Genomic DNA, 15,201 nt, shown 5'->3' on the forward strand with positions numbered 1-15,201 from the left:
CGTTCCGCTGCCCCGGTCATGGCCAATCCGGGAAGGCGTCCGAACGACATAAGGGGGATAGACGATGGCCGGCGGACTGGTGGCGTTGCTCGACGATATCGCGGCGATGGCGAAGCTTGCGGCGGCGAGCCTCGACGACGTCGCCGGCGCGGCGGGCAAGGCGGGCGCCAAGGCGGCGGGCGTGGTGATCGACGATACGGCGGTGACGCCGACCTATGTCGTCGGCCTCAGCCCGGCACGTGAGCTGCCGATCATCGGCAAGATCGCGCTCGGGTCGCTGCGCAACAAATTGCTGTTCCTGCTTCCGGCCGCGCTGGTGCTGAGCGCGCTCGCGCCCTGGGCGATCACGCCGATCCTGATGCTCGGCGGCGCCTATCTGTGCTTCGAGGCGGCGGAGAAGATCGTCGGTGCGCTCACCGGCCACGGCCATGACGCCGCGGCGGCGGTCGCGACCGATGCCAAGACGCTGGAGGACCGGCAGGTATCGGGCGCGGTGCGCACCGACCTGATCCTGTCCGGCGAGATCATGGCGATCGCGCTCGGCGAATTGGGCGACCAGACATTGCTCAACCAGGCGATCGCGCTGGCGGTGGTCGGGATCGCGATCACGATCGGCGTCTATGGCATCGTCGCGCTGATCGTGAAGATGGACGACATCGGCCTGCATCTTGCCCGACGGCCCGGCGCGGGCGTGCAGGCGTTCGGGCGCGGGCTGGTCGCGGCGATGCCGGTGGTGCTCGACGCGCTGTCGCTGATCGGCACCGCGGCGATGGTCTGGGTCGGCGGCGGCATCATCGTTCATGGGCTGGAGGCGTTCGGCCTGACCGGCCTGCCCCATGCGCTCCACGCCGCGGCCGAAGGTGCCGCGGCGGCGGTCGGCGTGCTGCCGGGCGTGGTGTCGTGGCTGGTGACCGCGGTAGGATCGGGGATCGTTGGGCTGATCGTCGGCAGCGCGATCGTCGGCGCGCTGCACCTGCTGCCGCGCAAGACGCATTGAGGCGCGCCGACATGAAGGTGGCGATCGGGGACGGGCGGGCTTCGACAGGTTCAGCCCGAACGGTGGGAAAGCGGGGGGTGCGCTCATCTCCCACACCGTTAGCCCTAAGCCCGTCGACGGGCGGGCCTCGATGCCCCTACCCCGCCTCGCTCGCCGCCGTCGTCCAGCCGAGCCGCGGGATGGTGATCGAGCGCTTGCCCGACAGGTCCACCCGCGCGACGAACAATTCGCGGCTCTCGATATAGCCGATCAGCCGCCGCACGCGGCCGAGCGAGCTGGTGCCATAGGTCTCCGCCAGCGCCGTGTCCGACGGGCAGGGCTCGCCGTTCTTCGCGGCGCGCGCGACGAGCAGGAAGGCGCCGAGCATGTCGTCGGGCAGCGAATAGGCGAGCTCCATCGCCTCCGCCCATTGCGGGTCGGTGACGTCGAAGATGCCGGCCCGTGCCGCCGACAGCCGACGGGTGAAGCCGGGCAGGTCGAGCGGCGGCTTTGCGAGGCCGGCCATCCGGCAGCGCACCTGGAAATCCTGGAACAGCACCGACGGCGGGCGCAGCGCCGAATCGCGATCGGCGACGATCGCCTCCAGCACCGCGGCATAGATCGCCTCGACCTCCTCGTCGGTCTTGTCGGGCAGCGGCGCGAGCGTCGTCGGCTGCGTCGCCGGCCGCTCGATCGTGTCGAGCAGCTCGTCCGCGGGGACGCGGCGCGGGCGCGATTCGAACGCCATCGGCAGCTGCGGCGCCTCCTCGGGCGGCGGCGCGAAGATGAGTTGCTGGAGATTTTCCGCCGGGGCGCTCGGCAGCGGCGTCAATTTGGGGCTGCCGCTGCGCGCCGAGGTGGCGACCTGGCCGATCTTCACGGTCAGCGGCCGTCGCGACACCGCCGGCCCCAAGGCGAGGAAGGTGCCGCGCGCCAGATCGCGGATCACGTCCGCCTGCCGCCGCTCCATGCCGAGCAGATCGGCGGCGCGCGCCATGTCGATGTCGAGGAAGGTGCGCCCCATCAGGAAGTTGCTCGCCTCCGCCGCGACGTTCTTGGCGAGCTTCGCCAGCCGCTGCGTCGCGATCACCCCGGCGAGCCCGCGCTTGCGCCCGCGGCACATCAGATTGGTCATCGCCGACAGCGAGGCGCGGCGCACCTCCTCGGCGACCTCGCCGCCGGTGACGGGAGCGAACAATTGCGCCTCGTCGACGACGACCAGCGCCGGATACCAATGTTCGCGCGGCGCGTCGAACAGCGCCGACAGGAAGGCGGCGGCGCAGCGCATCTGCCCCTCCGCCTCGAGCCCTTCGAGGCTGAGCACCACCGACGCGCGATGTTCGCGCAGGCGGGTGGCGATGCGTGCGATCTCGGGCACCGAATAATCCGCCGCCTCGATCACGACGTGGCCATATGGTCCGGCGAGCGTGACGAAATCGCCCTCCGGATCGATCACCACCTGTTGCACCTGCCCCGCCGATCCTTCGAGCAGGCGGCGCAGCAGATGCGACTTGCCCGACCCGGAATTGCCCTGGACGAGCAGACGGGTGGCGAGCAGTTCTTCGAGGTCCATGGTCACGGGCGCGCCGCGTTCGTCGCTGCCCATGTCTACGCTGACGGTCATTGCCGGCAGCGTGTGGCGTATCCGGGGGCCTCGGGGCAAGCGCTTTGCGGCGGACGCCGGCCGGACGTGCCGCAGTGATTGCCGGACGGTCGAACGACAGGTATGACCAAATTGGACTATACCACGAAGGACGACCATTTGATGCACCAAACCCCGCTCGCCGACCTCGCCCAGCGCCTGCTCCGCAAATCGCCGCATGCGCTCGATCCCGAGGAACGGCGTGTGCTCAGCAGTATCGACGCCGGCACGATCGTCAGCCGCGACGCCGCCGACGAGGCCGACGCCCACGCCAGCATCGGCGACCAGCTCGCCGACCGGGTGGCGGCGGTGGGCGGATCATGGGGCTTCATCATCGCCTTCACCGTCGTGCTGCTCGGCTGGATGCTGCTCAACACCGACGTGCTGGCGCATGTCGGCATGGCGTTCGATCCCTATCCCTACATCTTCCTCAACCTGATGCTGTCGACGCTCGCCGCGATCCAGGCGCCGGTGATCATGATGAGCCAGAACCGGCAGGCGTCGAAGGACCGGCTCGCCGCCAGCCTCGACTACGAGACCAATTTGCGCGCCGAGCTCGACATCCTGCGGCTGCACCAGAAGCTCGACGGACTGGTGCTCGACCGGCTCGCCGCAATCGAGGCGAAGATCGACGGACTGGCGAAAACCATGCCTTCGGCTTAAGGGCCAGGGATTATCGGTTAGAGGCAGTCCATGGCAGGCCATTCCAAGTTCAAGAACATCATGCATCGCAAGGGCGCGCAGGATAAGAAGCGCTCGGGCATGTTCTCCAAGCTCAGCCGCGAAATCACCGTCGCGGCGAAGATGGGTCTGCCCGACCCCGACATGAACCCGCGGCTGCGCGCCGCGGTCAACGCCGCCAAGGCGCAGTCGATGCCCAAGGACAATATCCAGCGCTCGATCGACAAGGCGAGCCGCAGCGATACCGAAAGCTACGAGGAGATCCGCTACGAGGGCTTCGGCCCCGGCGGCGTGTCGCTTATCATCGAGGCGCTGACCGACAATCGCAACCGCACCGCGACCAACGTGCGCACCGCGGTCAGCAAGAACGGCGGCAACCTCGGCGCGAGCGGATCGGTCAGCCATGCGTTCGACCGGATGGGCCTGATCAGCTATCCCGCCAGCGCCGGCGACGCCGAGACGGTGTTCGAGGCGGCGCTGGAAGCGGGCGCGGAGGATGTCTCCTCGTCCGAGGACGGGCATGAGATCTGGACCGCGGTCGGCGACCTGCACGAAGTCGCCAAGGCGCTCGAGCCGGTGCTCGGCGAACCCGAAGGCGCCAAGCTCGCCTGGCGGCCGCAGACGATGGTGTCGGTCGACGAAGCCGATGCGGCGACGCTGTTCAAGCTGATCGACACGCTCGACGACGACGACGACGTGCAGACCGTCTGGGGCAATTACGAGGTCTCCGACGAGGTGATGGAGAAGCTCGGCTGATCCTGTCGGGTTCACGCGGAGGCGCGGAGGCGCGGAGGGTCGCGCCCGCGGCTGCGGTGTCCCGCGCCAGCGGGCCGCACTCTTCGTCTGCCGGATCACGGATTGCGCGTACCGGGCGAAGCCGTCTCGCGTCTTCGCGTCGTCGCGCGAATCCCCCCTGCCCGCCGCAGACTGCCGGGGAGAAGATCCACGCAGAGCCGCGAAGACGCGAAGAGGTGTCGCGCGCAGAGGCGCAGAGAGCGCAGAGGATCGCCCGGTCCGGGCAAGCGTCTCGCCCGCATCGCGATCGCAATGCTGCCGCGCGCCAGAGGAACGCTCCGCGTCCTCTGCGCCTCTGCGCGCCAAACCCTTTCTTCTCCGCGCCTCCGCGCCTCCGCGTGACCATGATATGATCATCCTCGGCCTCGATCCCGGGCTCGGCACCACCGGCTGGGGCGTCATCCACGCGGACGGCAACCGGTTGCGGCATATCGCCAACGGCCAGATCAAGACCGATCCGTCGATGGTGCTGCCGCGCCGGCTGTCCAACCTGCACGCCGCGCTGATCGACGTGATCCTCACCGAACGGCCCGACAGCGCCGCGGTCGAGGAGGTGCTCGGCAACACCAATGCGCAGTCGACGCTGAAGCTCGGCCAGGCGCGCGGCGTGGTGCTGCTCGCCGCGGCGGGCAGCGGACTGCATATCGGCGAATATCATCCCTCGACCGTCAAGAAGGCGGTGGTCGGCACCGGCGGCGCGGAGAAGCGGCAGATCCAGGCGATGATGGCGGTGCTGCTGCCCGGCGCCAAGCTCGCCGGCCCCGATGCGGCGGATGCGCTGGCGGTGGCGATCACGCATGCGCATCATCTCGCCTCGGCGCAGGGCATGGCACGACGGGCAAGGGTGACGGCATGATCGCGCATCTCAAGGGACGACTCGAATCGACCGGGATCGATCACGCGGTGATCGATGTCGGCGGCGTCGGTTATTTCGTCGGCGCCTCGGCGCGCACGCTCGCGGCGATCGGCCCGGTCGGCGAGGCGGCGATGCTGCATACCGAGATGCTGGTCGCCGAGGATTCGATCCGCCTCGTCGGCTTCGCCCGCGCCGAGGAGCGCGACTGGTTCCGGCTGCTCACCGGCGTGCAGGGGGTGGGATCGCGCGTCGCGCTCGCCATCCTCTCGGCGCTCGACACGGCGGAGATCGCGCGCGCGGTGTCGGCGCAGGACAAGGCGATGGTGGCGCGGGCGAACGGCGTCGGGCCGAAGCTCGCCGAGCGGATCGTCCGCGAACTCAAGGACAAGGTCGGCGCGCTCGCCTTTGGCGGGGGCGCGCTCGGTCCGGCGGCGGCGGCGCAGGTGATCCCGGTCGGCGCGGGCGCGGATGCGGTGTCGGCGCTGCTCAACCTCGGCTTCCGCCCCGCCGAGGCGGCGAGCGCGGTGGGGGCCGCGGAGGAGGATCTCGGCCCCGGCGCGACGCTCGACGCGCTGGTGCGGCTGGCGCTGCGCAAGGCGGCGAAGTAGCGTTGGCGATCTGGCCGGCACGCGCTATCTTGGCGGCATGACTCAACTCACCATCTCGATGCCGGACGCATTGCAGGAATGGGTGAACACGCGTGTCGCTCAAGGCCGCTACGTCGATGCGGCCGATTATTTACGCGACCTCGTCCGACTCGACCAGCAATCGGACGACCGACTATGGCTGAAGGCGATGATTGACGAAGGGCTGGCGTCCGGTGTGCTGGATCAGGATCCGCGTGACGTTATCGCTGAGATTATTGCCGAAGATCCAGACTTTGCGTGACTAGATTACGCACCGCGCCCGCAACGCGACAGGACATTCGTGATATCCGGGGCTATGGCAAGGCCCGCTTTGGCGTTGCGGTGGGGCGGCAGTATCTCGAAGGTCTGATCACATCCTTCGATCGATTGGCAGAACGGCCGCAAGTCGGTGTCGCCGAAGCCGGTTTGGGCAACGGTATACGTAGTTTCCCCTATCGCTCGCATCGAATCTACTATCGTCTGGAAGGTGAAGATCTGCTCGTGGTTCGCATTCTCCATCATTCCCAGCATGTGCCGAGCGCATTCGGCCTTCACCATTGACTGACGACCGCCTCCTGTCCGCCAGCCGCCGTCCCGAGGATGTCGATGCCGCCCTGCGCCCGCGCAGCCTCGACGAGTTCGTCGGGCAGGCGGCGGCGCGCGAGAATCTGCGTGTGTTCATCGAGGCGGCGCGGGGACGCGGCGATGCGCTCGACCATGTGCTGTTCTTCGGGCCGCCGGGGCTCGGCAAGACGACGCTCGCGCAGATCATTGCGCGTGAGATGGGCGTCGGCTTTCGCGCCACCTCCGGCCCGGTGATCGCCAAATCGGGCGATCTCGCCGCGCTGCTCACCAATCTCGAGGACGGCGACGTGCTGTTCATCGACGAGATCCACCGGCTGCAACCCGCGGTCGAGGAGGTGCTCTATCCGGCGATGGAGGATCGCGCGCTCGATCTGATGATCGGCGAAGGGCCGTCGGCGCGCAGCGTGCGGATCGATCTGCCCAAGTTCACGCTGGTCGGCGCGACGACGCGGCAGGGGCTGCTCACCACGCCGCTGCGCGACCGGTTCGGCATCCCGGTGCGGCTGCAATTCTATACCGTCGAGGAGCTGACGCGCGTCGTCACCCGCGCGGCGGGGCTGCTCGATCTCGGCATCGCTCCCGACGGTGCGAGCGAGATCGCGCGGCGCGCGCGCGGTACGCCGCGGATCGCCGGACGTCTGCTGCGCAGGGTGCGCGACTTCGCCAATGTCGCCGGCACCGCGATCGTCGATCGCGCCGCCGCGGATCGCGCGCTCAACCGGCTGGAGGTCGATTCGCTCGGACTCGACGCGATGGACCGGCGCTATCTCCACATGATCGCCGACATCTACCGCGGCGGTCCGGTCGGGGTGGAGACGCTCGCCGCCGGCCTGTCCGAACCGCGCGACACGATCGAGGAAGTGATCGAACCCTATCTCATCCAGCTCGGCCTCGTCGCGCGCACCGCGCGCGGGCGGGTGCTCAATGCCGGCGGCTGGAAGCATCTCGGCCTCAACCCGCCGGTCGGATCGCAGGACGGCCTGTTCGACGCGCCCTGAACCGGCTAGGTCGCAGGTCAGCTATTTTTCCCGGAGCCTCGCGTGATCGCCCTCACCCTCATCCAGATCATCCAGGTGCTGCTCGACGTCGTCTGGTGGATCATCATGGTCCAGTTCGTGCTGTCGCTGCTGATCGTCTTCAACGTCATCAACACCTCGAACGGCTTCGTCAGCTCGCTCCACTACGGGCTCGATCGGCTGACCGAGCCGATGTACCGGCCGCTGCGCCGGATCCTGCCCAATATCAGCGGCATCGATCTCGCGCCGCTCGCCGTGCTGGTGATCATCCGCATCCTCAGCAGCATCATCCTGCCCAATATCGCGGTCAGCCTGATGGCCAACGGCGCGGTCTGATCCGCCGGTAAAGCCGTGGCGGCCTGGACGATCCGCGACGATGGTCTGGTGATCGCGATCCGCGTCACGCCGCGCGGCGGGCGCGATGCGATCGCCGCGGGGACCGAGGCGCATCTCGCCGCCCGGCTCGCCGCCGCGCCGGTCGACGGCAAGGCCAATGCCGCGCTGATTGCGCTGGTCGCCCGGACGTTCGGCGTGGCGAAGCGCGACGTCACGCTGGTCGGCGGCGATACCGCGCGGCTCAAACGCCTGCATGTCGCGGGCGATGCCGCCGCGCTGGCGAAGATCGCCGCTTCGCTCTATGAGGCCGCGGCATGACCGCCACGATCATCGACGGCAAGGCGCACGCCCTCGCCCTGCGCACCCGTATCGCCAGCCATGTCGCCAGTTTCCGCGCGGCCGCCGGTCGCGCCCCCGGCCTCGCCGTCGTGCTGGTCGGCGAGGACCCCGCCTCCGCCGTCTACGTCCGCAACAAGGGCAAGGCGACGCGCGACGCCGGCATGGAGAGTTTCGAACATCGCCTGCCCGCCGATACCGATGCGGCGACGCTGCTCGCCTTGGTCGCGCAGCTCAACGCCGATCCGGCGGTCGACGGCATCCTCGTCCAGCTGCCGCTGCCCGCACATATCGATGCCGGCGCGGTGCTGCTCGCGATCGATCCCGACAAGGATGTCGACGGCTTCCACCCGGTCAACGCCGGCCGGCTGGCGATCGGTGCCGACGGCTTCGTGCCGTGCACGCCGCTCGGCTGCCTGATGCTGCTCCAGGACCTCCACCCGTCGCTGTCGGGGATGGAGGCGGTGGTGGTCGGCCGCTCGAACATCGTCGGCAAGCCGATGGCGCAATTGCTGCTCCAGCAGAGCTGCACCGTCACCATCGTCCACAGCCGCACGCGCGACGTCGCCGCGCATCTGCGCCGCGCCGATATCGTCGTCGCCGCGGTCGGCATCCCCCACTTCATCCAGGGCGACTGGATCAAGCCGGGCGCGAGCGTGATCGACGTCGGCATCAACCGCACCGACACCGGGCTGGTCGGCGACGTCGACTTCGCCGCGGCGCGCGCGGTGGCGGGGGCGATCACGCCGGTACCGGGCGGCGTCGGGCCGATGACGATCGCCTGCCTGATCCGCAACACCTATGTCTCGGCCTGCCGCCGCGAGGGTATCGAGGCGGCGCTGTGATCGAGCTGTTCGTCTCGACGCTGATCACCTTCTTCGTCATCATCGATCCGCTCGGCTGCGCGCCGATCTACGCCGGCCTGTCGGCGGGCGCCTCGCCGGTGCAGCGGCGGGCGATGGCGTTCCGCGCGGTCGGCGTTGCGACCGTCATCCTGCTGGTCTTCGCGCTGGCGGGCGAGGCGTTGCTCCGCGGGCTCGGCATCAGCCTGGCGAGCTTCCGCATCGCCGGCGGCATCATGCTGTTCCTGATCGCGCTCGAAATGGTGTTCGAGAAGCGCACGCAGCGCCGCGAGGACCGCGCCGCCAAGGTCGCGCACGATCCCGAGGCGGACGACGTGTCGATCTTCCCGATGGCGATGCCGATGATCGCCGGGCCGGGCTCGATCGCCTCGGTGATGCTGCTCGTCGCGCGCACCAACGGCATCGAGGCGACGTTGGTGGTGCTCGCCGCGATGGGCGTGATCCTCGCGCTGACGCTGGTCGCGCTGCTCGCCGCGGGGCCGCTGATGCGGCTGCTCGGCGCGCGGATCGAGGCGGTGATCACGCGGCTGCTCGGCGTGCTGCTCGCGGCGCTGGCAGTGCAGTTCGTGATGGACGGGTTGCAGGTGAGCCTGCACTGATTCTGCCGGGAGCGGTGCCGCTTCCTTCGGTACCGTTCGGGCTGGGTCTGTCCGAGCCGTCCTTCCCCATACCGGACGCCGGCGTAGACCTGCCCTTCGACAAGCTCAGGGCGAACGGAGCAGGTTCATGCCCCAATCTCCGTTCGGCCTCAGGGCAACGGCCGAGAGATAAGCGCGCACCATCCCGCCGTTCGGGCTGAGTCTGTCGAAGCCCGCCTCTCCCCATGCCGGACGTTTGTGGAGGCCTGCCCTTCGACCGGCTCAGGGCGAACGGTGGGGCTATGCGCCTGCCCGGGCAACCCTCACCGCTGCTCCGCGATGCCCGCATCCACCCGAAACAGGCGCAACGGCGAATCCTTCGGCAGCGGCAGCGGCGTCAGCCACGCCGGCACCTCGCCATGCGCGAGCTGGTCATAGAAGCCGCCCGGATCGCGCGCGCGATAATTGGTCGATTCCGAATGATTGGGGCAGAGCAGCAGCATCGTCGCACCATGGCGGCGGATGATCGCATGCGCCTGATCGGCGCTGCCGCCGAAGGCGTGCTGGACGTCGAGGATCGCCGCGCCGTTGCGATGATAAGGCCCCGCGATCGCGTCGTGATGCGTCACGGTGATCAGCCGCGGGCCGAGATCGACGAAGGTGAAGATCGTCTGCGCCGGATAGCGATCGAGCGCCTTCAGCACCGTGTAGCGCACGCAGCTGCCGGTCGAGCGGTTGACCCGCTTGGTATAGGCATTGGGCCGGTCGACCGGCAGATATTTGATGATCAGCCCGGCGAACAGCCCCGACACGATCAGGAACGCCGCCACCGTGCCGACGACGCGCACCGCGAGCAGGCGATGGTTGAGCAGCCACGGCAGCACGATCCAGCCGAGCAACGTCGCTCCCGGTACCGCGAGCAATTGCGCCGCCGGCCCGGCGCGCACCTGCCACAGCAGCATCAGGCAGGCGAAGGTGACGAACAGCGCCACCGCGCTCCAGCCGATCAGCGCCGGCGAGCGCCGCGCCCGCCACGCGCCGAGGATCACCCCGAAGACGCCGACGATCGGCAGCGCCGCGATCGGAAAGCCGAGGCGGAACGGGTGTTTGTAGATCGGCTTGGCCTCGCGGACATTGTCCAGCCAGTTCTTCTGCAGCTCGGGCGAGACGCCCTCCGGCCGGCCGAGGCATTGCGGGAAGAAATGCACGAACCCCGCCGCGATCGCCGCCCCGGCCAGCACCGCCAGTCCGGCGCGGATCGCGCGGGCCTGCGGGTTGACCCAGGCGAGCAGGAACAGCAGCGCCCCCGCCGCGACCATCACCGCCAGCCACACCGGCGTCAGCGCATCGCAGCGCATCGCATAATTGGCATAGGAGGCGAAGGCCGCGAAGCCGATCGCGCTGCCGCCGCCAAGGCTGAGCGCATAGGCCTGCAACCGCGGCGCCTCGCTGCGGTCCCACACCCAGCGGAGCGCCAGGATCGCCCCCGCCATCGCGCAATAGGGCAGCATCTCCAGCCCGATCGCGAGGCTGACCGCGCTCGCCAGCCCAACCATCAGCCCGCCGCGCACGCCCTTGCCGTCGCACAGGCCGGCGACGGTGAGGCTGAGCATCGCGAGCTGCCAGCCGTGGTGATCGATCCGTTCGGGCAGGAACATCAGCATCGTCGCCGAGGTGCCGAGCAGGAAGACCAGCGCCAGCGGCCAGGCGCGCGGATCGATCAGCCGCCGCACCGTCGCGGCGACGCCGAGCATCGCGATCGACAGCGGCAGCAGCGGCGCGATCCCGCACGCCAGCCGCTCCGCCCAGGCGTTGCTGGTGAACAGGCGGAAGAACAGGATCAGCCCGGCGATCGGCAGATCGACGATCCGGCTCCAGTGAATGTCGAATCCCTGCGGCGGGTTGAGCCGGTAATTGCGCAGATCGTACCAGCCTTGCCCGCCCAGCCAGGCGCGCACCTGCATCAGCCGCATATTGTCGTCGGTATCGCCGAGCGACAGCCAGCGGACGAGGTTCCAGTCGCTCCACACGTACCAGATCGTCACGCCGAGCCAGACGGCGAGCGTCAGTGCGACCCAATGACGGACGATCGCGTCGTCGAGCCGACCGCGGGGAGCTTTGTTCACTGACGCGACTTTCGTTTTGGCCGTTTCGTTCCCGGCGCATTGCCTTTAGGGCGGAGCGGATGGCGATGGAAGCACCGGCACGGTTGGCAGCGATGCGCGACAGCGGCATGCTGGGGCAGATGATCCGCTTCGGCATCGCCGGCGGCATCTCGACGCTGATCTATTCGGCGGTCTACCTGCCGCTCACCGCCTTCGTCTTCCCGCGCGCGCAGGCGGTCTATGCCGTCCCCTTCGCCTTTGCGGTGGCGGTGACCGCGGGCTTCTTCCTGCACAGCCGGTGGAGCTTCAGGGGCCATGGCACGCGCCGCCGCGGCGGCTGGCAGCAGGCGCAGTTCGTCGCGGTGCAGGCGAGCGGCATGGCGCTCAACGCGCTCATCACCTGGATCGGCACCGCGCATTTCGGCCTGCCCGCCTGGGCGCCGTTGCTCCCCGCGGTGGCGCTGGCGACCATCCTCACCTTCATTCTCAATCGCTGGCTGGTGTTCGCCTGATATGGCCAAGGACTAAAGATGGATCGCATCGTCTACGATCGTATGGCCGCCCATGATTCCACCCATTGGTGGTATCGCGCGCGCCGCGACATCCTCAGCGACTATCTGACGCGCTACGCGGCCCTCCCCGCGGGCGCGCGCATCCTCGAGATCGGCTGCGGCACCGGCCACAATCTGCCGATGCTGGCGCAATTCGGTGCGGTCGAGGCGATCGAGATCGATCCCGCCGCGCGGGCGATCGCCAGCGAGCGGCTCGGCCGCCCGGTCGGCGACGCGCCGCTGCCCGAGCTGCCCGGCGTCGCGCGCGGCGCCTATGATCTGGTCGCGGTGCTCGACGTGGTCGAGCATATCGCCGACGACGTCGCCGCGCTGCGCGCGATGGCGAGCCTGCTCAAGCCCGGCGGCAAGATCCTGATCGCGGTGCCCGCGCACCAATGGCTGTGGAGCGCGCACGACGTCGTCAACCACCACCACCGCCGCTATTCGAAGGCGACGCTGGCCAAGGCGATCACCGCCGCCGGGCTCGCCCCGCGCAAGCTCACCTATTTCAACTCGCTGCTCTTCCCGCTCGCCGCGGCGGCACGGATCGCCGGGCGCCTGACCGGCCGCGACGACAGCGACGATTCGCCCCCCGCCAAGCCCCTCAACGCGCTGTTCGAAACGATCTTCCGGCTGGAGCGGCACGCGGTCGGCCGCGTACCGATGACGCCGGGCGTATCGATCGTGACGCTGGCTGTGCCGCAGCGCTGAGGGACGCTTATTCCGCCGCCTTGCGCTCCGCCGGCACTTCGAACTCGGGCGAGGGTTCGGCGGCGTTGAAGCCGAGGGTCGAATGGCCCTTCACCGGGCCAGCGATGTCGGCGACGAGGTAAAGCGGACGGCGTTTCGATTCGATGTAGAGCCGGCCGAGATATTCGCCGATCATGCCGAGCACGAACATCTGCGCCGCCGACAGCACCGTCACGACCAGCATCGTCGAGGTCCAGCCCTGCACCGGCGATCCTTCGAAGAATCCCCACAGGATGTAGAAGAGCAGCAGCAGCGACGCGCCGGCGAGGATCACCGAGGCATGGCTGGCGAAGCGCAGCGGCGCGGTCGAGAAGCCGGTGACCGCGTCGAAGGCGAGCCGCACCATCTTGCCGAGCGGATAATTGGTCTCGCCGGCATGGCGCTCGGCGCGGTCATAGGGAAACGGCACCTGGCGGAAGCCGACCCAGGCGACCATGCCGCGGATGAAGCGCGCCTGTTCGGGCAACGACAGCAGCGCATCGAGCGCCCGCCGGCTCATCAGCCGGAAATCGCCGGTATCGAGCGGGATCGGCGTGTCGGTGACGCGATCGAGCACGCGATAGAAAGCGGCGGCGGTCGCCTTCTTGAAGATCGTCTCGCCCTCGCGCTTGCGGCGCACCGCATAGACGACGTCGGCCTGCTGCGCCGCCATCGTCGCGCGCATGTCGGCGAGCAGTTCGGGCGGGTCCTGCAGATCGGCGTCGATGATCAGGATCTGCTCGCCCGAACACAGATCGAGCCCGGCGGTCAGCGCCAGCTGATGGCCGTGGTTGCGCGACAGGTTGATCGCCACCAGCCGCGGATCGGCGGCGCTGAGCCGCTGCATCACCGCCCAGCTGTCATCGCGACTGCCGTCGTTGATCAGCACGATCTCGTGATCGTCCCCCACCGCGGCCCGCGCCGCCGCCGCGACGCGGGCGTGCAACAGCTCGAGGCAGGCCGCCTCGTTGTAGCACGGGATGACGACGGAGAGCGCGGGGCGATACATGATGCGCCGGCTTTAGCGGCTCGCGCGTCCGTCATCCACACGTAACATCGTGTGCCGCGCCGTCAGCTATAGTCGTTCAGCTCGTCGCCGATGATCCGCACCACATGCAGCACGTTGGTCGACCCCGGCGTGCGGAACGGCACGCCCGCCATGACGATGACGCGGTCGCCGGCCTTGGCGATGCCGGTGCGCAGCGCCATCCGCTTGGCCTTGCCGACCATGTCCTCGAACGATTCGACGTCGCGGGTGTGCACCGCATGCGTGCCCCACAGCAGGCCGAGCCGGCGCGCCGTATCCTTGTTGGGGGTGAGCACGAGGATCGGCACCGACGGCCGCTCGCGCGCGATGCGGCGCGCGGTCGAGCCCGAGGTGGTGAAGCAGATGATCGCCGTCGCCGAGGTGGTCTTGGCGATCTGCTTGGCCGCTTCCGACAGGGCGTCGGCGGTGGTCGGGTCGGGGCGCGTCACGGTGAAGTGGACGCGGTCGCCGTGCATCGGATCGCTCTCGACCGAGATGCCGATCGAATTCATCATCGCCACCGATTCGACCGGCCAGGCGCCCGCCGCGCTTTCCGCCGACAGCATGATCGCATCGGCGCCGTCGTAGATGGCGGTGGCGACGTCGGACACCTCGGCGCGGGTCGGCGACGGGCTCTGGATCATCGATTCGAGCATCTGCGTCGCCACCACCACCGGCCGGCCGAGCCGGCGCGAGGTCTCGACGATCCGCTTCTGCAACGGCGGCACGCTCTGCGGCGGCAGCTCGACGCCGAGATCGCCGCGCGCGACCATCACGCCGTCGCACATCTCGACGATTTCCTCGAGCCGGTCGATCGCCGCGGGCTTCTCGATCTTGGCGAGCAGCGCCGCCTTGCCCTGGATCAGCTTGCGCGCCTCGGCGAGATCCTCGGGCCGCTGCACGAAGGACAAGGCGATCCAGTCGACGCCCTGTTCGACCGCGAAGGCGAGGTCGCTGCGGTCCTTCTCGGTCAGCGCCGCCATCGGCAGCACGACGTCGGGAACGTTGAGCCCCTTGTTGTTCGACAGCGGGCCGCCGACCTCGACCAGAGTCTCGATCCGGTCGGGGCCGTGATCGGTGACGCGCAGCACCAGCTTGCCGTCGTCGAGCAGCAGGCGCGCGCCCGGCTCGATCGCGGCGAAGATCTCCTTGTGCGGCAGCTCGACGCGCGTCGCATCGCCCGGCGTCGGATCGCGGTCGAGCACGAAGGTGCTGCCATGGTCGAGCACCACCTTGCCGCCCTCGAACTTGCCGACGCGCAGCTTGGGGCCCTGCAGATCGGCGAGGATCGTCGTCGGCCGCCGAAACTTGGTTTCGAGCGCGCGAATCGCCTCGATCACCGCGACCTTGGATTGCTGGTCGCCGTGGCTCATGTTGACGCGGAAGGCGTCCGCGCCGGCCTGGAACAGCGTCGCGATCATCTCGGGTGAGTTGCTCGCCGGACCGAGGGTGGCGAGCACGCGCACTTTCCGCGAACGGGGCGCAATGGCAATGGTCAT

Annotated in this window: 18 protein-coding genes; 14 read left to right on the plus strand and 4 right to left on the minus strand. The window is 69.0% G+C overall.

The window, feature by feature from the left end; translation table 11 throughout:
* Positions 1-64: 64 nt before the first annotated feature.
* Positions 65-997, plus strand: coding sequence for a DUF808 domain-containing protein (locus BW41_RS14715; RefSeq protein WP_037535256.1), 933 nt, complete (start codon positions 65-67; stop codon positions 995-997).
* Between the two features lie 136 nt (positions 998-1,133).
* Here BW41_RS14715 and BW41_RS14720 read toward each other — a convergent pair whose 3' ends face one another.
* Positions 1,134-2,600, minus strand: coding sequence for an ATP-binding protein (locus BW41_RS14720; protein ID WP_037535257.1), 1,467 nt, complete (start codon positions 2,598-2,600; stop codon positions 1,134-1,136).
* 141 nt (positions 2,601-2,741) lie between these two features.
* Between BW41_RS14720 and BW41_RS14725 the strand changes: the two genes are divergently transcribed.
* From BW41_RS14725 to BW41_RS14775, 11 genes are all read left to right on the plus strand, one after another.
* A complete protein-coding gene (locus BW41_RS14725) occupies positions 2,742-3,281 on the plus strand; it encodes a DUF1003 domain-containing protein (RefSeq protein WP_037535337.1) in 540 nt (179 codons plus the stop codon).
* Positions 3,282-3,311: 30 nt separating this feature from the next.
* Positions 3,312-4,055, plus strand: coding sequence for a YebC/PmpR family DNA-binding transcriptional regulator (locus BW41_RS14730; RefSeq protein WP_037535258.1), 744 nt, complete (start codon positions 3,312-3,314; stop codon positions 4,053-4,055).
* A 388-nt stretch (positions 4,056-4,443) separates the two neighbouring features.
* Positions 4,444-4,950 carry a crossover junction endodeoxyribonuclease RuvC gene (gene ruvC, locus BW41_RS14735; protein ID WP_037535259.1) on the plus strand — a complete coding sequence of 169 codons (507 nt, stop codon included), beginning with the start codon at positions 4,444-4,446 and terminating at the stop codon, positions 4,948-4,950.
* A complete protein-coding gene (gene ruvA, locus BW41_RS14740; RefSeq protein WP_037535260.1) occupies positions 4,947-5,558 on the plus strand; it encodes a Holliday junction branch migration protein RuvA in 612 nt (203 codons plus the stop codon). The genes ruvC and ruvA overlap by 4 nt, the downstream gene beginning before the upstream one ends.
* A 37-nt stretch (positions 5,559-5,595) precedes the next feature.
* Positions 5,596-5,838, plus strand: coding sequence for a type II toxin-antitoxin system ParD family antitoxin (locus tag BW41_RS14745; protein WP_037535261.1), 243 nt, complete (start codon positions 5,596-5,598; stop codon positions 5,836-5,838).
* Positions 5,835-6,137, plus strand: coding sequence for a type II toxin-antitoxin system RelE/ParE family toxin (locus BW41_RS22075; protein ID WP_081793116.1), 303 nt, complete (start codon positions 5,835-5,837; stop codon positions 6,135-6,137). Before BW41_RS14745 ends, BW41_RS22075 begins: the two co-directional genes overlap by 4 nt.
* Positions 6,134-7,159, plus strand: a complete 1,026-nt coding sequence (gene ruvB, locus BW41_RS14755) for a Holliday junction branch migration DNA helicase RuvB (RefSeq protein ID WP_037535263.1) — start codon at positions 6,134-6,136, stop codon at positions 7,157-7,159. Before BW41_RS22075 ends, ruvB begins: the two co-directional genes overlap by 4 nt.
* 42 nt (positions 7,160-7,201) lie before the next feature.
* The gene (locus BW41_RS14760) at positions 7,202-7,513 is read left to right on the plus strand and encodes a YggT family protein (RefSeq protein ID WP_037535264.1); all 312 of its coding nucleotides are present in this window, start codon (positions 7,202-7,204) and stop codon (positions 7,511-7,513) included.
* A 15-nt stretch (positions 7,514-7,528) separates the two neighbouring features.
* Positions 7,529-7,831: a DUF167 domain-containing protein gene (locus BW41_RS14765; protein WP_037535265.1), complete on the plus strand. Its 303-nt coding sequence runs from the start codon at positions 7,529-7,531 to the stop codon at positions 7,829-7,831.
* Positions 7,828-8,694, plus strand: coding sequence for a bifunctional methylenetetrahydrofolate dehydrogenase/methenyltetrahydrofolate cyclohydrolase FolD (folD, locus tag BW41_RS14770; RefSeq protein ID WP_037535266.1), 867 nt, complete (start codon positions 7,828-7,830; stop codon positions 8,692-8,694). The genes BW41_RS14765 and folD overlap by 4 nt, the downstream gene beginning before the upstream one ends.
* A complete protein-coding gene (locus BW41_RS14775; RefSeq protein WP_037535267.1) occupies positions 8,691-9,311 on the plus strand; it encodes a MarC family protein in 621 nt (206 codons plus the stop codon). The genes folD and BW41_RS14775 overlap by 4 nt, the downstream gene beginning before the upstream one ends.
* Positions 9,312-9,613: 302 nt before the next feature.
* Here BW41_RS14775 and BW41_RS14780 read toward each other — a convergent pair whose 3' ends face one another.
* Positions 9,614-11,416 (minus strand): hypothetical protein, encoded by a 1,803-nt coding sequence (locus tag BW41_RS14780; protein WP_037535268.1) that lies wholly within the window; start codon positions 11,414-11,416, stop codon positions 9,614-9,616.
* Between the two features lie 59 nt (positions 11,417-11,475).
* On the opposite strand from BW41_RS14780, the gene BW41_RS14785 reads away from it, so the two are divergent.
* Together BW41_RS14785 and BW41_RS14790 are read left to right on the plus strand one after the other, a co-directional pair.
* Positions 11,476-11,907 carry a GtrA family protein gene (locus BW41_RS14785; RefSeq protein WP_081793117.1) on the plus strand — a complete coding sequence of 144 codons (432 nt, stop codon included), beginning with the start codon at positions 11,476-11,478 and terminating at the stop codon, positions 11,905-11,907.
* 18 nt (positions 11,908-11,925) lie between these two features.
* Positions 11,926-12,657 (plus strand): class I SAM-dependent methyltransferase, encoded by a 732-nt coding sequence (locus BW41_RS14790; RefSeq protein ID WP_037535269.1) that lies wholly within the window; start codon positions 11,926-11,928, stop codon positions 12,655-12,657.
* A 7-nt stretch (positions 12,658-12,664) separates the two neighbouring features.
* Here the strand turns inward: BW41_RS14790 and BW41_RS14795 are convergent, their stop codons facing one another.
* A complete protein-coding gene (locus BW41_RS14795; protein ID WP_037535270.1) occupies positions 12,665-13,684 on the minus strand; it encodes a glycosyltransferase family 2 protein in 1,020 nt (339 codons plus the stop codon).
* 62 nt (positions 13,685-13,746) lie between these two features.
* Entirely contained in the window at positions 13,747-15,201 is a 1,455-nt protein-coding gene (gene pyk, locus BW41_RS14800) for a pyruvate kinase (RefSeq protein ID WP_037535271.1), read from the minus strand.

The sequence above is a fragment of the Sphingomonas sp. RIT328 genome, from assembly GCF_000632225.1.
Classification (GTDB): domain Bacteria; phylum Pseudomonadota; class Alphaproteobacteria; order Sphingomonadales; family Sphingomonadaceae; genus Sphingomonas; species Sphingomonas kyungheensis.

Bases quoted from the DNA above. Each gene is read 5' to 3' on its own strand.
- BW41_RS14790 (WP_037535269.1), top strand. From the start codon at position 11,926: ATGGATCGCATCGTCTACGATCGTATGGCCGCCCATGATTCCACCCAT.
- BW41_RS14725 (WP_037535337.1), top strand. From the start codon at position 2,742: ATGCACCAAACCCCGCTCGCCGACCTCGCCCAGCGCCTGCTCCGCAAA.
- BW41_RS14720 (WP_037535257.1), bottom strand. From the start codon at position 2,600: ATGACCGTCAGCGTAGACATGGGCAGCGACGAACGCGGCGCGCCCGTG.
- BW41_RS14730 (WP_037535258.1), top strand. From the start codon at position 3,312: ATGGCAGGCCATTCCAAGTTCAAGAACATCATGCATCGCAAGGGCGCG.
- pyk (WP_037535271.1), bottom strand. From the start codon at position 15,201: ATGACCATTGCCATTGCGCCCCGTTCGCGGAAAGTGCGCGTGCTCGCC.
- ruvC (WP_037535259.1), top strand. From the start codon at position 4,444: ATGATCATCCTCGGCCTCGATCCCGGGCTCGGCACCACCGGCTGGGGC.
- BW41_RS14795 (WP_037535270.1), bottom strand. From the start codon at position 13,684: ATGTATCGCCCCGCGCTCTCCGTCGTCATCCCGTGCTACAACGAGGCG.
- BW41_RS14785 (WP_081793117.1), top strand. From the start codon at position 11,476: ATGGCGATGGAAGCACCGGCACGGTTGGCAGCGATGCGCGACAGCGGC.
- BW41_RS14715 (WP_037535256.1), top strand. From the start codon at position 65: ATGGCCGGCGGACTGGTGGCGTTGCTCGACGATATCGCGGCGATGGCG.
- BW41_RS14745 (WP_037535261.1), top strand. From the start codon at position 5,596: ATGACTCAACTCACCATCTCGATGCCGGACGCATTGCAGGAATGGGTG.
- folD (WP_037535266.1), top strand. From the start codon at position 7,828: ATGACCGCCACGATCATCGACGGCAAGGCGCACGCCCTCGCCCTGCGC.
- ruvA (WP_037535260.1), top strand. From the start codon at position 4,947: ATGATCGCGCATCTCAAGGGACGACTCGAATCGACCGGGATCGATCAC.